Raw genomic sequence first — 20047 nt, forward strand, 5'->3', positions numbered from 1 at the left:
CTCAGGTCAGGCGGTTTCCACGGCACCCTGCCCGATCAGTTCATCGATGCGCTGTGCCGGGTAGCCCAGCTCTTGCAGGATCGCGTGGGCATCGGCGCCGGGTTGGGGCAGGGCCACGCTGCCGCCGGGGCGCTTGCCGCCCATCTCGAGCGGGATCGTCGGCAGGCGGGTCTGCTTGCCACTGTCGAGCGTGACATCCTCCAGCCCGCCCGAGGCCAGCTGCGGATCGTCGAACATGTCCTCGGGTCGTCCGATCGGTGCGAAGGGCAGGCCGGTGCCTTCGAGCTTGGCCACGACCTCGGCGCGGGTCATCGATGCCATCAGGGCGCGGATCTGCGGCAGGATGCGCTCGCGCGCCAGCACGCGCTCGTTGTTGGTGCGGATCGCCTCGTCGGCCCAGAGATCGTCGAGCGCGAAGAGGGCGCAGAACTTCTCCCACAGGCTGTCGGAGACGACGCCGATGAATACGGGTTCGTCCTTGGTCTCGAACACGTCGTAGATCGCCCAGGCGGAGATGCGTGCGGGCATCGGCGCCGCGGCCTTTCCGGTGACGGCGAACTGCGCCATGTGCTGGCCGACGAGGTATACGGTGGTTTCGAACAGGCTGGCGACGACCTTCTGGCCCTTGTCGGTGCGGTGGCGTTCCTCCAGCGCGGCGAGGATGCCGATCACGCCGAACATGCCGCCGGTCACGTCGACCACGCTGGACCCGGCACGCAAGGGGCGGCCCGGAGGGCCGGTCATGTAGGCAAGGCCTCCCATCATCTGCGCCACTTCATCGAGCGCGGTGCGGTCCTCGTAGGGTCCGGGAAGGAAGCCTTTCTCGGAGCAGTAGATCAGGCGCGGGTTGATAACCGAGAGGGCTTCGAACGACAGGCCGAGCCGGTCCAGCGCGCCTGGGCGGAAATTCTCCACCATCACGTCGGCCTGCGCGCAAAGGTCACGCGCCACGGCCTTGCCCTCGGCCGACTTGAGATCGAGGCAGATCGAACGCTTGCCGCGATTGTACATCGGGAAATAGCCCGCGCCCGAGCCGAGCAGGCGGCGGGTGCGATCCCCGCCCAAAGGCTCTATGCGGATCACTTCTGCGCCAAGCCCCGCAAGGATGTGGCCGACCGTAGGACCCATGACCATGTGGGTGAACTCGATGACCTTGATCCCGGCCAATGGCGTCGGGCCGGTCTGTTCGTGAGCGGGGGTCAACGGGCAATCCTTTCGGCGTAATCGAGCATCGGGCCAGCATCGGGAGTGAAGCCGTACAGCGGCTCATCGGGCAGGGCCTCGGCCAGAATGCTCCGCACAGCGAGCAGCTTTTCAAGATCAATGCCGGTTTCCAGCCCCATGGAATTGAGCATCAGCACGAGGTCTTCGGTGACGAGATTGCCCGAAGCACCTGGCGCATAGGGGCAGCCGCCCAGGCCGCCCAACGAGGAATCGAGCGTGGTGATGCCCTCTTCCAGCCCGGCCAGCGCATTGGCGAGGCCCAGCCCGCGCGTGTTGTGAAGGTGCAGCGTGGTCAGCTTGTCGGCACCGACAGCGGCCTTGACCTTGCGTACCAGGCGACGGACCTGCGCCGGGTCGGCATAACCGGTGGTGTCGGACAGGCTGAATTCCTGCGCGCCCGCTTCTGCTGCGGCCACGGCAAGGCGGACGACCTGATCTTCCGGCACTGCGCCTTCGATGGTGCAGCCGAACGCGGTGGACAGGCCGACGGCGAAGTGGACGCCGCCCTCGCGCGCGATGCGGGCGACTTCGGCGATCTCTGCGAGCATGGCGGGGTGGTCCTTGCGGACGTTCCGCTGCGAATGGGTCTCGCTCATCGAAAACGGGATCGAGATGCCGTGGACGCCGGCTTCCACCGCTCGGGCCGCGCCCCTGGCATTGGGGACGAGGGCGACGACGTTCAGTCCTGCGATGCCGCGCGCGAAGGCGACGATCTCTGCGGTATCGGCCATCTGCGGCAGGAGGCTCGGCGGTACGAAGCTGCCCACTTCGATCTCGCGCACGCCGGCGGCGGCTTCGGCGGCGATCCACGCCTTCTTCGCCTCGGTCGGCATCACGGCCTTGATCGATTGCAGCCCGTCGCGCGGGCCGACTTCGGAGACGAGAATCCGGGTCATGCAGCTTTTCCAGCGTAGATCCATGGACGGCGGGCGCGGTCGGCTTGCGTCCATGCGTCGATTTCGGGGAGAGACTTGAGCGTCAGCGCGATGGCATCGAGCCCTTCGAGCAGCATCTGGCGCGGCTCTTCCTCGATGGTGAAGGCGTGGGATTTGCCGTCAGCGGTGACGGTCTGCGTCGTCAGGTCAACGACAAGTTTCTGCCAGCCAAGGCCGTCGATCGCGGCGCGGTCCAGCGTCACCGGCAGAATACCATTGCGGATGCAGTTGCCGCGGAAAATGGGCGCGAAGCTCTCGGCAATGACGCAGCGGATGCCGTACTCGGCCAGCGCCCAGACTGCATGCTCGCGGCTCGATCCGCAGCCGAAGTTCGCTCCGCCGAGCAGGATCTGCGCGCCTTGCGCCTCTGGCTGGTTGAGCGGGAAGGCGGGATCGGGGACGCGCGCCACCGCATCGAGATAGCGCCACGGCGCGAACAGGCCATCGGCAAGGCCGGTGCGCCCGGTGCTCTTCATTTCGCGGCTGGGGATGATCGCGTCGGTATCGACGTTGTCGCGCAGCAGCGGAACCGCCACCGAGTTCAGCGAAGTGAACGGGGTCATCGCGCCAGCTCCCTGGGATCGGCAATCGCTCCTGCAATGGCACTGGCGGCGACCGTTTCGGGACTGGCGATATGGGTGCGGATGCCGGGGCCCTGGCGGCCTTCGAAGTTGCGGTTGGTGCTGCTGATGGTGCGGGAGCCTTCGGGAAAGCTTTCGCCGCCCGCATAGAAGCACAACGAACAGCCGCTGGCGCGCCATTCGAAGCCTGCGGCGGTGAACACCTTGTCCAGCCCTTCGGCCTCGGCGGCGCGCTTGACGGCGGAACTTCCGGGGACGACCAGTGCCTTCCTCATCGTGGGGGCGATGTGCCTGCCGCGCAGGAGATCAGCAGCGCGGCGCAGGTCCGAGAGGCGGGCGTTGGTGCACGAGCCGATGAACGCGGCGTCGATCGGTGTACCGAGCAGAGTCTGGCCCGCTTCCAGCCCGATATAGGCGTGGGCGCGGTCCGGTCCCTTGGGCACGCTGCCGGTCACGGCCATGCTGTGTTCCGGGCTGGTGCCCCAGCTGACCATCGGGGCGATGGTGGCGGCGTCGATGACGATCTCGCGGTCGAAGGTTGCGCCGTCGTCGGTGGTCAGCTTCGACCAGTAGGAAGCATCGAAGCTGGCAGGAGCATGGCGGCGACCGGCAAGGTATGCGTAAGTCTTGGCGTCCGGCGCGATGATCGCGGTCATGGCGGAGAATTCGGTGGCCATGTTGCACAAGGTCATGCGGCCTTCGATGTCGAGCGCGGTGACCGCCTCGCCCGCAAACTCCACCACATGGCCCGCGCCGCCGCCTGCGCCGTAAGTCGCAAGCAGGTGAAGCGCCATGTCCTTGGGTGTGACGGCGGAGGCGAGCGTGCCATTGAATGTCACGCGCATCGTCTTGGGCCGGTCAAGCCTGAGCACGCCGGTGGCCATTGCATGTTCGGCTTCGGATGAACCGATGCCCCATGCGAACGCGCCGAGTGCGCCCTGTGTGCAGGTATGGCTGTCCGGCGCCACCAGCGTCGCACCGGGCAGGACGATGCCGAGTTCGGGCGAGATGACGTGGGTGATGCCCTGATCGGGATCGTTCACGTCGAACAGGGTGATGCCCGCCGCCTGCGCTGCTGCGCGCGTTTCGGTGATGAAGGCGCTGCCTCCGGGCATCAGCGTGTCGTCGCCTCGGCCGATGCGGGTATCGACGATGTGGTCCATCACCGCGAACACGCGTGCGGGATCGCGCACCGGACGACCGCTGGCCGCCAAGGACTTGAGCGCCGAAGCACCGGTGCGTTCGTGCAGGAACACGCGGTCGATCGCGATCAGGTGAGCGCCGCCAGCGGTCTGCGCCACGTGGTGCGCATCCCAGATCTTCTCGAACAGGGTCTTCGGGCGCTGGGTCATTGCTCGGCCAGATCGACCACGACCTTGCCCATCGACTTGCCCGAAAGCAGCCGCTCGATGCCGTCGTAGATGCCTTCGAGACCCAGATTGCGCTGGCTGTCGAACCGCACCCGTAGCAAGCCGCGCGCGTAGAGGTCGAACAACCGGGTGCGGGCATCGTCCCAATGCGCGGTCAGCAGCCCGTTCATGAAGCCGCGCACCGATGCGCCCTTGTAGTAGATGGCATGGGCGATGCGCGGGGCGGTGACGATTTCGGGCTTGCCCTCGAGGTCTGCCGCCGCGCCGCCGACGACCAGACGGCCGTGGTTGGCGAGGTTGGCGAGGAAGGCATCGAAGATCGTGCCGCTGACCGTGTCGACCGCGACGTCGATCCCGCGCGGGTATTCGGCGGCGAGTACTGCGCCGACGTCTTCAGAGCGGTAGTCGATCACGCGCTCGGCGCCGAGCGAGGCGACGAAGGCGCACTTCTCAGGCCCGCCCGCCACGCCGATCACGCGGCAGCCTTTCAGCGCAGCAAGCTGGACGAGGATGTGCCCAAGGCCGCCTGCGGCCGCCGATATGGCAACGGTCTCGCCGGTCTTCACTTCCCCGATCTGTTCGAGCGCGACGAGGGCGGAGACGCCGGTTGAGGCCAAGGTGAGATACTCGCGCGTGGCAGCGGGAGCATGGGCGAAGTTGGATGCAGCGCTGGTGTTGGCCTCGCGGTAGCCGCCGGTGAAGCGGACGGAGACCGCTGCATCGCCGACGGCAAACTGCTTCACGCCCTCGCCCACGGCCTCGACCACGCCGATGGCTTCGACGCCGGTGAAGGTGGGCAGGGCGATCTTCACGTAATCGACGGCATTGCGCGCGATCTGGGTATCGAAGATTGCGTTCACGCCGCAGAACAGGTTGCGCACTCTGATCTCGCCGCGTCCCGGTTCGGTCGCCTGAACGTCAACAATGTCGGCGCCCTCGCGGAAGGAGGGCGCGATGCGTTCCAGCCGGATTGCGCGGTAGGTTCCTTCGCCCATGCTCAGTTCCGGCCTTCCCGGATCGGAAAGCCGAGGCAGCCGGGATTGAACACCCCGCGCGGATCGACCACGGCCTTTACCGCATCGAGCACGTCCTTGAACGCCTCATCGCGGCTTTCGCGGTAGGCGGTGTACGCGCGGCCGATCTGGAAGTGCGCTGCGCCGTACTTCTTGCAGATGGCCTTCACCTGCTCGCGCGCCTCGGTGACCACCGCGGTAGCTTCGGCGTTGGGTCCGAGCTGCTTGAGGTTCTTGAGGTGCGCAGGTTCGACCATCGCTTCATGGATCGGGCGGTAGCCTTCGGGCCAGAAGAACACCGGCTCGATCACCAGCGCGGTGGTCGAAAGCGAGGAGAACAGGAAGCCGTTGAAGATGCCGTGCTTGTCGAAGGTTTCCTGCATGGAATCGAAGTAGGCGCGGATCTCTGCGAACATCGCGGGCGCGGTGGAGAGCGAGGCCTGGCCGTGGACCGGCACCCAGCTTTCGCCCTCGGGACCGAGGATCGAGTTCGGCGCGGGGAAGGGCATGGCGCGGATGACCTTGGCGATCGAGTTCTCGATCTCCTCGCCCTCGAAGCGGGCGGCAATCTCACGCGCGGTGGCGATGTCGGCAGCAACCGCTTCCTTGCAGCGCCCCTCTGCCGTGATGTGCAGCGGGTATTCCTCTTCGGGAATGAAGTTGCGCCCGCCGATGGCGATCTTTGCCGCGGCGAGCAGGCCCTTGCCGAAGGACTTCTCCTTGGCGATGACCTTGCCCAGCGTCTTCACGTCGCTGGCCATCGACATGCGCTTCATGCGCACCTTGGTAAGGCCGGGGTCGAAGCCGCAGGTTTCGGAGGCGATCCCTGCGCGGGTCATCTCGGCCAGCGCCTGCAGCATGATCTCGCCGGTCTTGAACGAGAACGAGACGGAATCCTCGAAAGCGGGCGTGCGGATCAGGCGCAGGGTGATTTCGGCCTTGATGCCCAACGTGCCGGAATCGCCCATGAACAGACCGGCAAGGTCAGGCCCGTAGTGGCGATAGTGCGGCGTATCGCCATCCGGCCCGCGCGCGCCGGTGCGCAGGGTGCGGCCATCGGCCAGGACCATGGTGATCGCCACCACGCTCTCGCTCGACGTGCCGTAGTGGCCGGCACCGAACATCGCGTTGAGCTGCGAAAGCCCGCCGCCGATGGTCGAATAGATGCCCGACATCGGCCCCCAGAACGGGGTGCGCAGGCCATGCGGCTTGAGCGCTTCGTTGAGTGCAAGCCAGGTGCAGCCGGCCTCGACCGTCACGGTCATGTCTTCGGGGCTGACCCGCAGCACCCGGTCCATGCGGCGCATGTCGAGCGTGATCGTGCTGGCAGTGACGGGGGTGTAGCTGCTGGTATAGCTCATTCCCGCGCCGCGCGGCGCGATGTCCACGCCCGCATCGTTGGCCGCTGCTACTACGGCGGCGAGTTCGGCGGTGTTGGCAGGCGCAACCGAGAGCATCGCGACGTGATCGCCGCGCGCCCAGATGTCCTCGCTGAACAGGCGCAGCGTGGCCTCGTCCGACGTGACGTGCTCTGCCCCGACGATGCCTTCGAGGCGGGTGCGCAGCTCTGCGGGTGCAGGGACAATGCGGCTGAGGGTCATGCTGTCGGCCATCCTGGATCTTCCACTGTTCGTCCGGACACGGCCTGCCGGCGCCGGAATCAATTGTTATTGGAATATGTCAAACGAGGGCCCGATCTGTCGGACTGCGCGGGTTGCTGTCCGACAGACGGAGAAACTGTTCACGCATCGGTCAATTGCCGGGCGAGCGCTGCTGCCCCAAGGCCGGCGAGACGGCCGAAAGTGACCGCCGTGGCAAGGCCCATGGCTGGCAGATAGCCCCAGTGTGCAGGTCCCGAGACCGAGCGCGCGGCGCCGCCTCCGGCAAACAGATTGGGCAGCACCGTGCCATCGGCGCGCAGCACGCGGGCCTGTCCATCGATCTGCAAGCCACCCTGCGTGTGGAAGATCGCGCCGACGACCTTCACTGCGCGGAACGGTGCGACCGGCGGCAAGTCTGCGCCCCAGACACGGCCAAACTTATCGGGTTGGCCGCTGGTCTGGGCGATGTGGGCTTCGGCCAGAGTGGCGAAGAGAGCCTCGGCCGGTACGCCGATCATTGCGGCGAGTTCTTCCGGGGTATCGGCCTTGCGCGCGGCGTTGAGCGCGATCAGCTGCTGCATCTCGGGGATGTAGTCGGTCTTGCCCTCGATCCGCGCGTCGAACACCACCCAGACGTGATCGCCGGGCTGGGCGAGGACGGGATGGACCATCCCGGCAATGTCCTCGACCTCGTTGGTGAAGCGCTGGCCCGCGATGTTTACAAGCACGCCGCCTTCGACCGGAACGCCCGGCGGCACTGGAATGCCCTGCGGTTCGGCAAGCATGGCATAGCCCTGATAGGCGCCCATGTCGCCAAGCCCCGCGCCGAGCTGTTGACCCACGGCGATGCCGGTGCCCTGGCTGCCCTCATGTCCGTTGTTCCGGGCGTGGGAGACATCGGGCATGTGCTGTGCGACCATGGCACGGTTGGCGGCAAAGCCCCCGCAGGCCAGGATCAGCGTTTCGCAGCCGACCAGCTCCTGCGCGCCATCCGGCCGTTCGAGGGTGACGCCATGAACGCGGCTGGTCTCGTCGGCATGAACTTCGACCAGCTTCGCGCCGAGCAGAACGTCGACGCCCGCATCGGCAAGGCGGCGATGGAGCAGATCGACCATGTCCTGCCCACCGTGCCCGCGCCAGCCATGGACGCGGAAAGTGGAATTGCCATAGGCGGGACGGAACCCGGTATCGAGCTCCCACGGCAGGTCGAGCGTATCGACCATCCAGTCGACCGTCGGCCCGGCATGATCGGCAATGGCGCGGGCGAGGACCGGATCGGTCAGGCCCTTGGTCTTGGCCATTATGTCGGCGAAATAGGTGTCGGCGCTGTCCTCGATGCCGAGCGCGACTTGCGCCTTCGTTCCGGCAGCGCAGATCAGGCCCTGGCTCATGCCAGTGCTGCCCATCGGGCGCTCGTCCTGCTCTACCAGCAGCACTTGCGCCCCGGCGTGATGCGCGGAAAGCGCGGCGATGCAGCCGCAGGCGCCGCCGCCGATGACCAGCACCGGGATGACGTATTCGAAGTCCGGAATCATGCCTCGCGCGCCAGCTCTTCGCCGACATCGCCCGAGGCGACCTCGGCAGGCGACATCACCGCCTCGTTCTCCTGCTGCACGATGCGCAGGATGCGGGCGATGAATTCCTGGTTCCACATCTGGCGTTCAGCCGAGGCAGCGCGATCGGGCACGAAGGCGTCGATCTCACCCGGCGTCAACACGCCCTTGGCCAGCAGCAGGCGCTCCAGCGTATCGCTGCGCTGGCGCGCCACGGCCAGTTCCTGCGCCATGGCCATGGTGATGGCCAGAACGCGCTCGACCTGCGGTTCGAGGAAGTAGGGGCGCTTGCCCGCAGGCTTGGCGCCCGCTCCGGCGAGGGCTTCGGCAAAGCTCATGCCACGGCTCCGATCACATGCCATGCGGCCTTGCGGCCATAGTCTTCGGTGTCGTCCTCTTCCGCATCGGGGAAGAGTTCGCGATCGACCACGCCGGTCACCCCGCCGTGGATCAGCTTGTCACGCTCGAACCCGGCGGCGACCATCTCTGCGTCGAGGTCCATCTCGTGCATCCGGCTCCAGAACGGCTCGTTGTTGTAGAACGCGTCCCAATCGCGCATCGCCTGTTCGAACAGCGGCATTTCGGGGGCATATTGCGGCTGTTCGACGTGGAGCACGATGCCGCCGGGCTTCAGCAGTCGGCGCGTCTCGGCAAAGATCGCGCGCAGGGCCTTGGTCGAAAGCTCGTGCAGGAACATCGTCGTCTGGATCCAGTCGAAGCTGGCGTCCGGGTACATCGAAAGATCCTCGCCGCTCGCCTGGACGAAGCTGATGTTGTCGACGCCCAGGGACTTGGCGCGGGCCAGGCCATAGCGCAGCACCGGCGCGCCAAGATCGACCACGGTCATCTCCGCTTCCGGAAAGGCCTGCGCCAGCGGCAGCGAGGAATGGCCGACGGTGCCGCCGATCTCGAGGATCTTGCGGGGCTTGAAGTCGGGCAGGTTGCGCCTGACCCACTTGACCACGGCATGGCCGCCGCCATCGGAATAGCCGCCGAGCAGGCCGCCGGTAGTGACGAAGCCAGCATGATCGTAGTTCGCGCCGTTCACCGCATCGCCGGGGAAGTATTCGGTGTGGTAGCTGCCGGGCATGCAGTGGTGATCCACCGCCGAGACATAGCGCGGGATCGGCAGCGACGGGTCGAGCGACAGGCGCGGATCGCCCTCGGTGAGTCCGGCGGTCACGGCGTTCAGCCGCTCGCGCTGGCGCAGCGCCGTCCAGCGGCCGGCCTGTTGGCGCTGCTCCATCGTCAAGCGGCGCAGGGCCGACCAGGTCTGGAAAGCAGGGTCTTCGAGCAGGGCGCGGCGGGCTTCGTGGCGGTCTGCCATCGCCCGGCCATGTTGCGCCTCGAACGCCGGGACGACGCGGGCATCGAACGCTGCCTTGACCCCCGGAACGACGCGCGCGGCGAGGTGCCGGTTCATCTGCGCGAGGAAGTTGATCCGCTCGATTTCGTCATGGCTGGTCTGCGGGAAAACCGCGTGGCGACCAATGACGCGAAAATCGGGGGGGCCGTCGTAACCCGCGCTAGGATCGTTCGGCGCCGGGGTTGGGGTGTCTGCTGAAGAACTCACGGACTTCCTCTTCGGTTGCTTGCGCAGGCTGCATTCACTGGATGCCGGGAACCAGATCGATCCACCGATTTGACCGGCAGGCGACAAAGCGAGGGACGACGATGCACATATTTGCGGTTTTCAACCTGAAGCCGGGCGTTTCCGAGGACGATTACCTCGCCTGGGCGCGCAGCACCGATCTGCCGACCGTGAACGCGCTGCCCTCGATCGCCAGCTTCCGCGTGTTCCGCGCGACGCGCGTCTTGGGCAGCGATGCCAAGCCGCCGTTCGGCTGGATCGAAGTGCTCGACATTGCCGACATGGAGCAGTTCGGGAAGGACGTGGCGACTGCCGCGATGGGTGAGGTTGCCGCCGCCTTCAACAACATGGTCGAAGTCACCTTTGTCACCACCGAAGAGGTGCTCGCGTGAAGTTCGCCGGCAAGGTTGCGGTCATCACCGGATCGGGCCGCAAGCAGGGACTGGGCGAGGCGATTGCGCGGCGGCTGTCTGAAGAGGGTGCGACGGTGGTCATCGCTGACATCGGCGGTTCACGCGATGCCGCGACGCCCGACGCGATGATCGGGGCCGAGGCGGAAATGCGCGAGATTGCGGCCTCGATGCCGGGTGCTGCCTCCACGTTCTCTTGCGACGTGCGCGATCCCGATCAGGTGCGGGCGCTGGCTGCGCACGCAGTCGCCGCGCACGGCTCGCTCGACATCTGGGTGAACAACGCCGGGATCGGCTACATCATGAAGCCGCTGGGCGAGGTCTCGCCCGAAGACTGGCGCGCGGTGATCGACGTGAACCTGACCGGCGCGTGGTTCGGCCTGCAGGCTGCTGCCGAAGTGATGATCGCGCAAGGGCGGGGCGGGCGCATCGTCAACATCGCCAGCCAGGCGGCGAAGTCCGGCTTCATGCACGCGCAGGCCTATACTGCGTCCAAGCACGGTCTGGTCGGGCTGGTGCGCTCGGCCTCGATCGAATTGGGCGCGCATGGGATAACCGTCAACAACGTCTGCCCGAACCATGTGACGACGGGCCTCGGCAAGTGGCAGAACGAGCATTTTGCCGCGGTGCAAGGCATTAGCGTCGAGGAATACCTGAGGAACATGGCCTCGCGCATTCCGCTGGGCCGCCCCGGCCTGCCCGAGGACACGGCCAATGCGGTGGCGTTCCTGTGCTCGGCAGAAGCGGCTTACATCACCGGCGAGAGCATGAACGTCTCCGGCGGTGAGGAGCCGCATTGAGATGACCGAGGCGGAAAATCCGGCGCATGTCCTGATCGACCACGCGCTGGCGTTGCGCTGGTCGGACCTGCCGGAAGCCACCCGAAGTCGGGCCCGGACCTTTCTGCACGATTCGCTCGCCGTGGGCGTGGCGGGGCGCAATGCCGCTCATGCCGATGCGGTGCTGGCGATGGTGCAGGGTTGGGGGGCAGGCGAGGTGGCGGGCGTACTCGGCCGTCCCGGCCTGCGGCTGCCTGCGGCATCGGCGGCGTTCGTCAATGCCTTCCAGATCCACGGTCAGGAGTACGACTGCGTTCACGAGCCGGCTGTGCTCCACCCGATGGCGACAGTGCTGGCAGCGCTGCTGGCAGAGGCGGCGCGCGGGCCTGCTGTGGACGGCGAACGATTTCTCACCGCGATCGTCGCCGGGGTGGACGTGGCGGTGACGCTCGGCCTTGCCGCGCCCGATGCGTTGAAGTTCTTCCGCCCGGCCACTGCGGGAATTTTCGGCTGCGTGGCGGCGATAGCCTCGCTGCGGCAGATGCCGCGCGCGCAGGCCCTCGATGCTTTTGGCCATGCGCTGGCGCTGGTTTCGGGCACGATGCAGGCGCATGTCGAGGGCAAGCCCGCGCTGCCGGTGCAGGTGGCCAATGCAGCGCGGGGCAGTCTGGTCGCCGTCGATCTTGCCAGGGGCGGAATGTCCGGCGTCACCCGGCCGCTGGACGGGCCGTTTGGCTATTTCCCGCTGATGGAGGTGCGCGAGGCGCTGGCACCTGCGTTGGCGCGGCTGGGCCACGGGCACCGCATCACAGAGGTCAGCTGGAAGCCGTTCCCGACCGGGCGGGCAGGCCATGGCGGGATCGTGGCGGTGCAGCAGCTGTGCGAGGAGCATGGCCTGACCGCCGACGCGCTCGATACGCTTGAGTATCATGCGCCGCCCTTGATCCACCGCCTTGTCGGACGTCCAGCGCGCGAGGGGATGGAGCCGGGCTACGCCCGCCTGTGCCTGCCCTATCTCGCGGCAGTCACGCTGCTGCGCGGCACGGTGACGCTGACGGATTTCGGCAGGGAGGCGCTCGCCGATCGGCAGGTGCTGGCACTGGCGCAGCGGATCACGGTCATCAGCGATGGCAACTCCGATCTCGCCGCCTTCGTGCCCGCGCTGGCGCGGGTGCGCACGGTGGAAGGCCGGGAGCTGGTGCAGCCGGTGAGCGCGCAACTCGGCTCGCCCGAATGGCCACTCACCCCTGCGCAGCACGCGGCCAAGGCCCTCGCCTGCCTGTCTTTCGCGGGGCTTGGCGAAGCCCATGATGCCTTGGCCGAGGCCCTGGCCGGGCTTGACCGCGAAGCCGATGCCCTGGGCGCGCTGATCCGCAGCGGCGTCCTTTCGTGATGGCCACGCCGGCCGAACCATTGATCGATTTCAGGGAATTGCGATGACCTTGCTGAAATGCGCCACCCATGTCGTTGCCGATCTTGCCGATGCCGTGGCCCGATATGAGCGCTGGATGGATTACCGCACGGTCGAGCAGGGCGTAGTCCCGGCCGACCTGGCGCAGGCGTGGAGCGCGCCGGCCAGTGCCGGGCGGCGCTATGCGGTGCTGCAACCGGCTTCGGGCGCGGAGGTTTTCCTGCGCTTTGTCGAAGGCGATCCGGTGCCGGACTATGCGCCGATTCGCACTTATGGCTGGGCGGCGATCGAACTGTGCGTCAGCGATGTGGAAGCCGTGAACGCGCGGATGATCGAAAGCCCGTTTGAGGTGATCGGCCCACCGCGTCCGCTGGACGGGTTCGCCACGATCAAGCCGATGCAGGTGCGGGGGAGCGACCTCGAGACCGTCTATCTCACGCAGATCCTGCAGCCCGGCCCGGATACCGGCCTCCCGCAGCCGCAATCGCTGGTGGACCGGCCGTTCATCATGGTGCTGGCCTGCCCGGACCTTCGCAAAACGGCACAGTGGGTCAAGGATGTGCTCGGCCTGCCGATGATCGATCCGGTGGCGATCCGCTATACCATGATCGAGAAGGCGTTCGGCCTGCCCGAGACGGCCAAGACCGAACTGACCACGGCGCGCGGCGGAGGGCAGGTTTTCCTCGAACTTGACCAGTATCCGGATGAGGCGACCGAGCGCCCGCGCCATGCAGGCGCGCTGCCGCCCGGGGTGGCCATCACCACCATGTTCTATCCGGACTTCGACCGTCTCGACGGCCATTGGGCCAGCGCGCCGGTGGTGCGCGAGGGGGCGGTCTATGCGGGCAGGCGGAGCGGCGTGCTGATGACGCCGGAAGGCGCGCTGCTGGAAATCGTCGAAGGCGGCGAGCTGTGATTGGCGGGCCACCGATCAGGCGCGGCTTCGTCGATCTGGCGCATGGCCAGATGCATTATCGTCACGCCGGGGACAGCGGCGAGGCCTTGCTGATCCTGCATGCTTCGCCCGGAAGCTCGCGCCAGCAGGTGCGGCTGATCGAGGACTTCGCGGGCGAGGCGCGGGTGTTTGCGCCCGATACGCCGGGCAACGGCGATAGCGAGCCGTTGTTCGATGGCGAGCCGACGGTGGCGGAACTGGCGGCGGCTGCGCTCGAATTTCTTGATGCGGCAGGGCTGGAGCGGGTGCGCGTCTACGGCTCGCACACTGGTGCTGCCATTGCCACGGAGCTGGCGATCCTAGCGCCGCACCGCGTATCGGCGCTGGTGCTCGACGGGGTCAGCCTGATGCAGGGCGAGGAACTGGCCGAAGTCATCCAACGTTACGCCTTCCCGTTCGAGCCCGACCTCGATGGCGCCTACCTGATGCGGCTGTTCCAGTTCTGCCGCGACCAGTTTCTGTTCTTCCCTTGGTACAACCGCACCCGCGCCGGTCGTCGTGACAGCGGGCTGGGCAGTGCGGCAGACCTCCACGCATGGATAACCGAGGTGATGAAGGCGAGCACGACCTATCACCACAACTATCGTGCGGCGTTCAAGTGGCCTGCGGATGAACGCCTGCCGCTTGTGGAGTGTCCGGCGCTGGCAATGGCTGCGATCAACGATCCGCTCCACGCTTCCAGCGTTGCGCTGGCCGGCTTGCTCAAGAACGGCAGCTTCGCCGAACTGCCGCGCCTTGATGCGCCGGAGTTCCGGGCGTCGCGCAAGGCGGCAATGGACCGCTTTTTCGGCGGGAGGGCTTGAACGATGGACTTCGGACTTTCCCTGCTGACGCTGCTGCATCTGCTGATCCCGATCTACTGGCTCGGCGGCGATCTTGGCGCGTTCTACGGTTCGCGGTTCATGGTCGATCCTTCGCGCTCGGTGCCCGAACGGCTGATGGCATTGAAGATCCTCAACAACATCGACATGGCCCCGCGCACCACGCTGATCCTGGCATTTCCGACCGGCTTCGGCCTTGCCGCGGCGAAGGGCTGGATCGATGTGCCTGCCTCGGCGGCGGTCCTCGTCTGGGTGCTGGGCCTTGCCTGGCTGGTGCTGGCATGGACGGTCCACCTCAAGCATGGCCCTGCCGGCGCGGGCTACAAGCGCGTCGACATCGCCGTCCGCTATGTCGTGCTGGCAGGATTGATCGGCAGCGGGATCGGAGGGCTGGCGGGCGCCATCGCCTTGCCGCTGTTCATCTCGCTCAAGCTGCTCGCGCTCGCCACTTGCATCGCCATCGGACTGCTGGTCCGCCGCCAGCTGGTGCCGCTGTTCCCCGCGATCATCGCGCTGCGCGAAAATGGTCCGACGCCCGATGGCGACCGCGCGATTGCCGGGGTCATCGCCATCACCCAGCCGACCGTGATGGTGCTTTGGGCCGTGGTTCTTGTCGCCTGCTTCCTCGGCATTGCCACGCCGGTTTGAGCGCCGCTCATCCATCTGAATATCAAGGAGACTTCCATTGCAGAAGCATCGCACCATATCCGGCAGGATTCTCTACACCTCGCGCAAGCCCGAACGCTATGGCGAGGAGCGCGGGCGCGAGGAGTTCACCTGGACGCATCACAGCGATGGCAAGCGCACCCTGCGCGCCCGCTGCGAAATCGACGAACCGGCGCCGACCGTCCATCGCGACGTGACCTACAGCCTCGATGAGAACGACCGCCCGATGGACTGCTTCGTCCGCCTGGTGATCGGGGACGAGTTCATGGGCGCTGGCCTGTTCATCATCAACAAGGATACGGTCGAATGCGAAAGCTATGGCCCGTCCATCGGTCGCGTTTCGCAGACCATGCCGATCGACGCGCCGTTCGACGGCTTCGGCACGCATCCGATCGTGGCCGACGCCTACATCACCCGCAAGATGGATCGCAGCAAGGGACCGCACAAGCGCAAGTTCCCCTGCTTTCTGCCCTCGCCGGACCATCGCGGCGCCACCCCGCCGCTGATCGCGCGCACCGCCATCAACCTCGCCTATGTTGGCGAAGAGACCGTGACAGTGGCGGCGGGGACCTTCGATTGCCACGTCTTCGAATTCTCCGACGAGGATGCCAGCATGGTTTCCATCGGTGGCGAGGCGCATCCGGCCTATCGCATGTGGGTGACGGCCGATGACGATGCGATCTTCGTGCAGGGCGGCGTCGGCGGCTACATGCAGACCTGGTACGAACTGGTCGAACTCAAGCGCTGAGCCACCTCGCGCGGCTTGACTAACCACTGGTGAGCATCGAAGAGCGGCGTGTCGCATCGGCGGCACGTCGCTTCGCGATGTCCAGCGCCAGCAGGGAGAGACCGTGCTCGATCGCGAAGGTGCAGTGCCGCTCTACCACCAGATCTACCTTGCCTTGCGCGACGAGATCCTGTGCGGACAGCGGCCCTTCGGCAGTGTCATGCCGACCGAGCAACAGCTTTCGGCACAGTACAAGGTCTCGCGCATCACCGCGCGCCGCGTGCTGGGCGATCTTGCCGAACAGCACTATGTTGAGCGGCGGCGCAGGCTTGGCACGCGGGTGATCTTCACGTCACCGGCCAAGCCGATCGAGGCCAACATCGATCAGGCGGTCGACAGCCTGATGGCGCTGGGCGAGGGGACGAGCGTCAACGTCATTTCGGTAGAGCACAGGGCGGCGACCGACATCATCGCCAATGCGCTGAAGATCGAGGAAGGGGCTGACGTGATCCGCGCAGTGCGGGTGCGCTGCCTTGAGGGCACGCCGATCGGCTACATCGTCAGCTATGTGCGCGGCGGGTTGGCTGCGGTCATCTCTGAAGGGACCCTGTCCAACGCGCCCTTGCTCAAGCTGCTTGACGAGGCGGGCTTCCACGCCGACCGCGCCGAGCAGACCATTGGCGCGATGCTGGCCGATCCTTCGCTGGTTGATGCGCTGGATGTCGAGCCGCTTTCAGCGATCCTGCGCATTACCCGCACCGTCTATGACAAGAACAACGTGCCTTTCCTGCGCACATACGCGCACTACCGGGCGGACCGGTTCAACATCCGCCTCGATCTGCAGAACCCTTCGCCAGCCTGATACGTCAGCCGACCTTGATCAGCACCTTGCCGAGATGCGCGCCGGACTTGAGGTAGCGGCAGGCATCGAGCGCCTCATGGAAGCCGAACACGCGGTCGACCACCGGAGCAAAGCCGGTCGCTTCCATCGCGCGGACCATCCGCACCAGCATGGCGCGGCTGCCTTCGGCAATGCCCTTGAGCGTGATGTTCTTGCCGATGATGCCGCCGTAATTGGGCAGTGGGCCTTCGGCTGATCCTACGCCGATGATGACGATGCGGGCGTTGACCGCGCACGCGTTGATCGATTGCGGCAGGGTATGCTGGCCGCCGGTTTCGACGACGATGTCCGCGCCGCGCCCGCCGGTCTGGCGCTGGAGTTCGGAGGCCCAATCGGGGTGGGTGGCGTAGTTCACGGTGTAGTCTGCGCCGAGCTTGCGCGCCTGCTCCAGCTTCTCGTCGCTGGACGAGGTGATCGCGACGAACGCGCCATTGGCCTTGGCGATTTGCAGCGCCGCCATGGCCACGCCGCCAGTGCCGAGCGCAACGACCAGATCGCCCGCGCGGACCTGACCGACTTCAACGACGGCGTGCCATGCGGTAAGCGAGGCTGCGGCGAGGGGAGCGGCGGCTTCGTCGGTCAGGCTGTCAGGCACCTTGACCAGCGCGGCGGCCGGAACCTTGACGTATTCGGCCATCCAGCCATCGAGCATGGTGCCGAGGTCCGCGCCGAAATAGCGCATCTCGAACGGGCCATCGATCCATGACACGAAGTGGGGCGCAATCGCGCGATCACCCACGGCGATGCCGACAGCGCCTTCGCCGAGCGAGACGACTTCGCCAACACCTTCGGAGAAGGGGATGCGGTCTTCGGCCTTCTTCGCACCATAGCGGCCTTCGAGGATCTGCAGGTCGCGGTTGTTGAGGCAGACGTACTTGACCTTGAGCACGGCTTCGCCGGGTCCGGCGACGGGCATGTCGCGCTCGGCAATGGTCAGCGACTCAAGGCCTGTCTGTTCCCCAAGTTGATAGGCTTTCAAGACTGGTTCCTCCAGGAATCGAGAATGTCCGACCCGCGCGCAAACCATGTGGCGGGGCGGGCTTTGAGATCGGCGAGCAGGCGTTCAAAGGCGCCCATGCGATAGGGCAGGCCGATGATGTAGGGCGTGAGGTGCAGCGGCAGCAGGCGTCCGCCGCCGCCGGGGCCGCTAACCGCCGCTTCACCGGCCAGCCAGTCATGCGCGTCGAGGATCTGTTCGGCGTAGCTGTCGACCGACTGCTGCTGCACATTGATGATCTGCCGGTCGGACAGTTCGTGGTTGAGCGGCAGGTTGACGAGACCATTGGCGAAGGCCCACGGCACTTCGTCGTTGGCCCAGTCGACGCAGTATTCGATGCCAGCCTCGACCAGCAGGTCGGTGGTCGCAAAACTCTGTGAGCGGGCGATGGAATGCCAGCCGCGCGGGGCACTGCCGGTCACGTCCGACAGGGCAGCGATGCTGTCACGGATCAGGGCGCGCTCGGCGTCCACCGGCAGGGTCGAGGCGATGGTGCCGTTCATGTCGGTCGAGTGGGCAATGATTTCGTGGCCCGCATCGACGATGTCGCGGATCACCGAAGGGTAGCGCTGCGCGATGGCCCCGTTCGCGGCGACCGAGACCCGCACGCCTGCCTTCGCAAAGGCATCGAGCAACCGGTAGAAACCGATACGCGTGCCGTAGTCGCGGGCGGTGTAGTGGCGGTAGTCCGGGTAGGCCGTCTGCATGTGGCCGGGTGCGCGGAACGGCGTGTCCGACGGCGTGATCGGGAACCATTCGAGGCTGACGACGATCGACGTCGCGACGCCCTTGCCATCCGGCCACTGCAGCGGTCGGCGCGTCGGCATGGCCGAATAGGGATAGAGGTCGTGATCGTAGCCGAGGCGGCGGCGCGGGTATTCAAGGTATGCGGGATCGAGGCTCATGCGGCTTCTCCCGTCTGGACCGCGCGCCATGCGTCGGCAATGTCGCCCGAGCGGGTGATCCACGCGCGGCCATCGGCGGCGATGTGGCGCAGCACTTCCTCGAATGCGCCGATGCGGTGCGGCTGGCCGATCAGGTAGGAATGGAGCGGGATGCACATGACCGTGCCCGATGGCTCGTCGGCCAGTCGTTCGAACTGGCGGATCAGCGTGCGGGCGTATTCGCGCGGGCTCATGTTGTAGATGAAGAAGCCGTAGTGGTCGTTGACCTCGAGGCTGTAGGGCATCGAGATCAGATCGCCGCTGGCGGTCTTCACCCGCTGCGGCTGATCGTCATGGTAGAGGTCGCAGGTGTAATCGAGCCCGTACTCGGCGATCAGGTCGAGCGTGCGCGGGGTGTGGGTGAGGGCAGGAGCGAGCCAGCCGCGGATCGTCTGCCCGGTCGCCTCGCGCACGGTGCGGATCGAATCCTCGATGATCGCGCGCTCTTGGCGCTCGTCCATGCCGTAGGAGTAGCGGGTGTTGTAGATGCCGTGGCTGAAGAACTCCCAGCCGCGCGCATTGGCATCGGCGACCACATCGGGGTGGTGCTGGCACAGCGCGACCGAGAGGCTGACCGAGCCGGGGAAGCCGTGCTTGCTCATCACTTCGGCCATGCGCCAATGGCCGACGCGGTTGGCGTGGTCGCGGTGGGCATAGCCGACCACATCGGGGTGAGGCTTGGCCCATGACTTGCGGTGCGGGTTCGTGGGCGGATCGATCTCGTAATATTCGAGGTTGGGCGAGACCCATACCGCGACTTTCTTCCCACCCGGCCATGCGAAGGCCTTGCGCCCGCGATAGGGCGAGAAATCGTAGAGGCCGGGGTCGGCAGCGCCTTCCTGCATCAGCGCGCCTCCAGCCAGTCGATCACGGTCTGCACCGGTTCGACGTCGGCGTACTTCAGCTGCAGGTCGGTGAGGTTGGCGAAGTGGTAGGACTCGTGCTTGTCGGCGCAGGTCTCGATGGGCACGATCGTGCGATAGCCGCGGCTGAGGCTGTCCACCGCCGTGGCGCGCACGCAGCCCGAGGTGGAGCCGCCGGTGACGACCACGGTATCGACCTTGTGCCACACCAGCAGGCTCTGCAGCGGCGTTTCGAAGAAGGCGGACGGCATGCGCTTGGTATAGATCATGTCGGCCGGATCGATCTCGCAGCGCTCGTCAAAGGCGTGGCGGTCTGACTCGTACTTGATGTTCTGCAGGCTGTCGGGCGTGTTGGTGCGCGTGCCCCAGACGCCCGCATCGCTGGCATCCTCGGCATAGGCAACATGCGTCCAGATCACCGGCATGCCCTTGGCGCGGGCGAGGCGGGAGATGGTGTTGGTGTGCTCGATCTGGCGCGGATCGGTTTCGTAGGCCGTCTTGTAGCGGTCGATCCGGGTGTAGGCGTTCTGGAAATCGACATTCACGATGGCGAGCTTCTCGCCAAAGCCGAACTTGGTGCGGGCCGGGTTGGCCATGACCTCTTCGAAGATCTGCCGTGCGGTCTTGCTTTCGCAGACCATCTTCGTGCCGATGATGCTCATCTTGCCGTGTCCACCTTGTCTTTTTCCAGTATTCGCTCCTGCC

The 20047-nt window shown here is 66.3% G+C and carries 21 protein-coding genes; 8 read left to right on the forward strand and 13 right to left on the reverse strand.

All coding sequences use genetic code 11. The annotated features are described in order from the left end of the window. Positions 1-6 precede the first annotated feature (6 nt). The 9 genes from I2488_RS00360 to I2488_RS19760 form a co-directional block, all read right to left on the reverse strand. Complete coding sequence (locus I2488_RS00360) at positions 7-1203, reverse strand: CaiB/BaiF CoA transferase family protein (RefSeq protein ID WP_281389968.1); 1197 nt, start codon at positions 1201-1203, stop codon at positions 7-9. Further along, positions 1200-2120: a hydroxymethylglutaryl-CoA lyase gene (locus I2488_RS00365; RefSeq protein ID WP_196273827.1), complete on the reverse strand. Its 921-nt coding sequence runs from the start codon at positions 2118-2120 to the stop codon at positions 1200-1202. The genes I2488_RS00360 and I2488_RS00365 overlap by 4 nt, the downstream gene beginning before the upstream one ends. Then, complete coding sequence (leuD, locus tag I2488_RS00370; RefSeq protein ID WP_196273828.1) at positions 2117-2722, reverse strand: 3-isopropylmalate dehydratase small subunit; 606 nt, start codon at positions 2720-2722, stop codon at positions 2117-2119. The genes I2488_RS00365 and leuD overlap by 4 nt, the downstream gene beginning before the upstream one ends. Then, the gene (locus tag I2488_RS00375; RefSeq protein WP_196273829.1) at positions 2719-4092 is read right to left on the reverse strand and encodes a 3-isopropylmalate dehydratase large subunit; all 1374 of its coding nucleotides are present in this window, start codon (positions 4090-4092) and stop codon (positions 2719-2721) included. The genes leuD and I2488_RS00375 overlap by 4 nt, the downstream gene beginning before the upstream one ends. Next, complete coding sequence (locus tag I2488_RS00380; RefSeq protein WP_246465388.1) at positions 4089-5105, reverse strand: zinc-binding dehydrogenase; 1017 nt, start codon at positions 5103-5105, stop codon at positions 4089-4091. Before I2488_RS00380 ends, I2488_RS00375 begins: the two co-directional genes overlap by 4 nt. 2 nt (positions 5106-5107) lie before the next feature. Further along, entirely contained in the window at positions 5108-6736 is a 1629-nt protein-coding gene (locus I2488_RS00385) for an FAD-binding oxidoreductase (protein WP_196273830.1), read from the reverse strand. Positions 6737-6864: 128 nt separating this feature from the next. Beyond that, positions 6865-8259 carry an FAD-dependent oxidoreductase gene (locus I2488_RS00390; RefSeq protein ID WP_196273831.1) on the reverse strand — a complete coding sequence of 465 codons (1395 nt, stop codon included), beginning with the start codon at positions 8257-8259 and terminating at the stop codon, positions 6865-6867. Then, entirely contained in the window at positions 8256-8615 is a 360-nt protein-coding gene (locus I2488_RS00395; protein WP_196273832.1) for a hypothetical protein, read from the reverse strand. Before I2488_RS00395 ends, I2488_RS00390 begins: the two co-directional genes overlap by 4 nt. Beyond that, the gene (locus I2488_RS19760; RefSeq protein ID WP_196273833.1) at positions 8612-9850 is read right to left on the reverse strand and encodes a methyltransferase domain-containing protein; all 1239 of its coding nucleotides are present in this window, start codon (positions 9848-9850) and stop codon (positions 8612-8614) included. Before I2488_RS19760 ends, I2488_RS00395 begins: the two co-directional genes overlap by 4 nt. A 101-nt stretch (positions 9851-9951) precedes the next feature. Here I2488_RS19760 and I2488_RS00405 point away from each other — a divergent pair, with 101 nt between their 5' ends. The 8 genes from I2488_RS00405 to I2488_RS19765 all read left to right on the forward strand — a co-directional run bounded on the left by I2488_RS00405 (position 9952) and on the right by I2488_RS19765 (position 16499). Beyond that, positions 9952-10260, forward strand: coding sequence for an REDY-like protein HapK (locus I2488_RS00405; RefSeq protein WP_196273834.1), 309 nt, complete (start codon positions 9952-9954; stop codon positions 10258-10260). Then, the gene (locus I2488_RS00410; RefSeq protein ID WP_196273835.1) at positions 10257-11078 is read left to right on the forward strand and encodes an SDR family oxidoreductase; all 822 of its coding nucleotides are present in this window, start codon (positions 10257-10259) and stop codon (positions 11076-11078) included. The genes I2488_RS00405 and I2488_RS00410 overlap by 4 nt, the downstream gene beginning before the upstream one ends. A gap of 1 nt (position 11079) precedes the next feature. Continuing rightward, positions 11080-12450, forward strand: coding sequence for an MmgE/PrpD family protein (locus I2488_RS00415; protein ID WP_196273836.1), 1371 nt, complete (start codon positions 11080-11082; stop codon positions 12448-12450). A gap of 43 nt (positions 12451-12493) precedes the next feature. Beyond that, positions 12494-13384: a VOC family protein gene (locus tag I2488_RS00420; RefSeq protein ID WP_196273837.1), complete on the forward strand. Its 891-nt coding sequence runs from the start codon at positions 12494-12496 to the stop codon at positions 13382-13384. Further along, positions 13381-14226 (forward strand): alpha/beta fold hydrolase, encoded by an 846-nt coding sequence (locus tag I2488_RS00425; RefSeq protein WP_343070951.1) that lies wholly within the window; start codon positions 13381-13383, stop codon positions 14224-14226. Before I2488_RS00420 ends, I2488_RS00425 begins: the two co-directional genes overlap by 4 nt. 3 nt (positions 14227-14229) lie before the next feature. Further along, positions 14230-14892 (forward strand): hypothetical protein, encoded by a 663-nt coding sequence (locus I2488_RS00430; protein WP_196273838.1) that lies wholly within the window; start codon positions 14230-14232, stop codon positions 14890-14892. Between the two features lie 37 nt (positions 14893-14929). Then, positions 14930-15658: a DUF3108 domain-containing protein gene (locus I2488_RS00435; RefSeq protein ID WP_196273839.1), complete on the forward strand. Its 729-nt coding sequence runs from the start codon at positions 14930-14932 to the stop codon at positions 15656-15658. Between the two features lie 103 nt (positions 15659-15761). Beyond that, a complete protein-coding gene (locus tag I2488_RS19765) occupies positions 15762-16499 on the forward strand; it encodes a GntR family transcriptional regulator (protein ID WP_343070952.1) in 738 nt (245 codons plus the stop codon). 4 nt (positions 16500-16503) lie between these two features. Here I2488_RS19765 and I2488_RS00445 read toward each other — a convergent pair whose 3' ends face one another. The 4 genes from I2488_RS00445 to I2488_RS00460 are packed head-to-tail and all read right to left on the reverse strand — an operon-like array spanning position 16504 to position 20004. Beyond that, positions 16504-17517 carry a zinc-dependent alcohol dehydrogenase family protein gene (locus tag I2488_RS00445; protein WP_196273840.1) on the reverse strand — a complete coding sequence of 338 codons (1014 nt, stop codon included), beginning with the start codon at positions 17515-17517 and terminating at the stop codon, positions 16504-16506. Further along, positions 17514-18440, reverse strand: a complete 927-nt coding sequence (locus I2488_RS00450; protein WP_196273841.1) for a polysaccharide deacetylase family protein — start codon at positions 18438-18440, stop codon at positions 17514-17516. Before I2488_RS00450 ends, I2488_RS00445 begins: the two co-directional genes overlap by 4 nt. Next, positions 18437-19324: a polysaccharide deacetylase family protein gene (locus I2488_RS00455; protein ID WP_196273842.1), complete on the reverse strand. Its 888-nt coding sequence runs from the start codon at positions 19322-19324 to the stop codon at positions 18437-18439. The genes I2488_RS00450 and I2488_RS00455 overlap by 4 nt, the downstream gene beginning before the upstream one ends. After that, a complete protein-coding gene (locus I2488_RS00460; protein ID WP_196273843.1) occupies positions 19324-20004 on the reverse strand; it encodes an isochorismatase family protein in 681 nt (226 codons plus the stop codon). The genes I2488_RS00455 and I2488_RS00460 overlap by 1 nt, the downstream gene beginning before the upstream one ends. Positions 20005-20047 lie beyond the last annotated feature (43 nt).

The sequence above is a fragment of the Novosphingobium jiangmenense genome (assembly GCF_015694345.1).
GTDB classification, from domain to species: domain Bacteria; phylum Pseudomonadota; class Alphaproteobacteria; order Sphingomonadales; family Sphingomonadaceae; genus Novosphingobium; species Novosphingobium jiangmenense.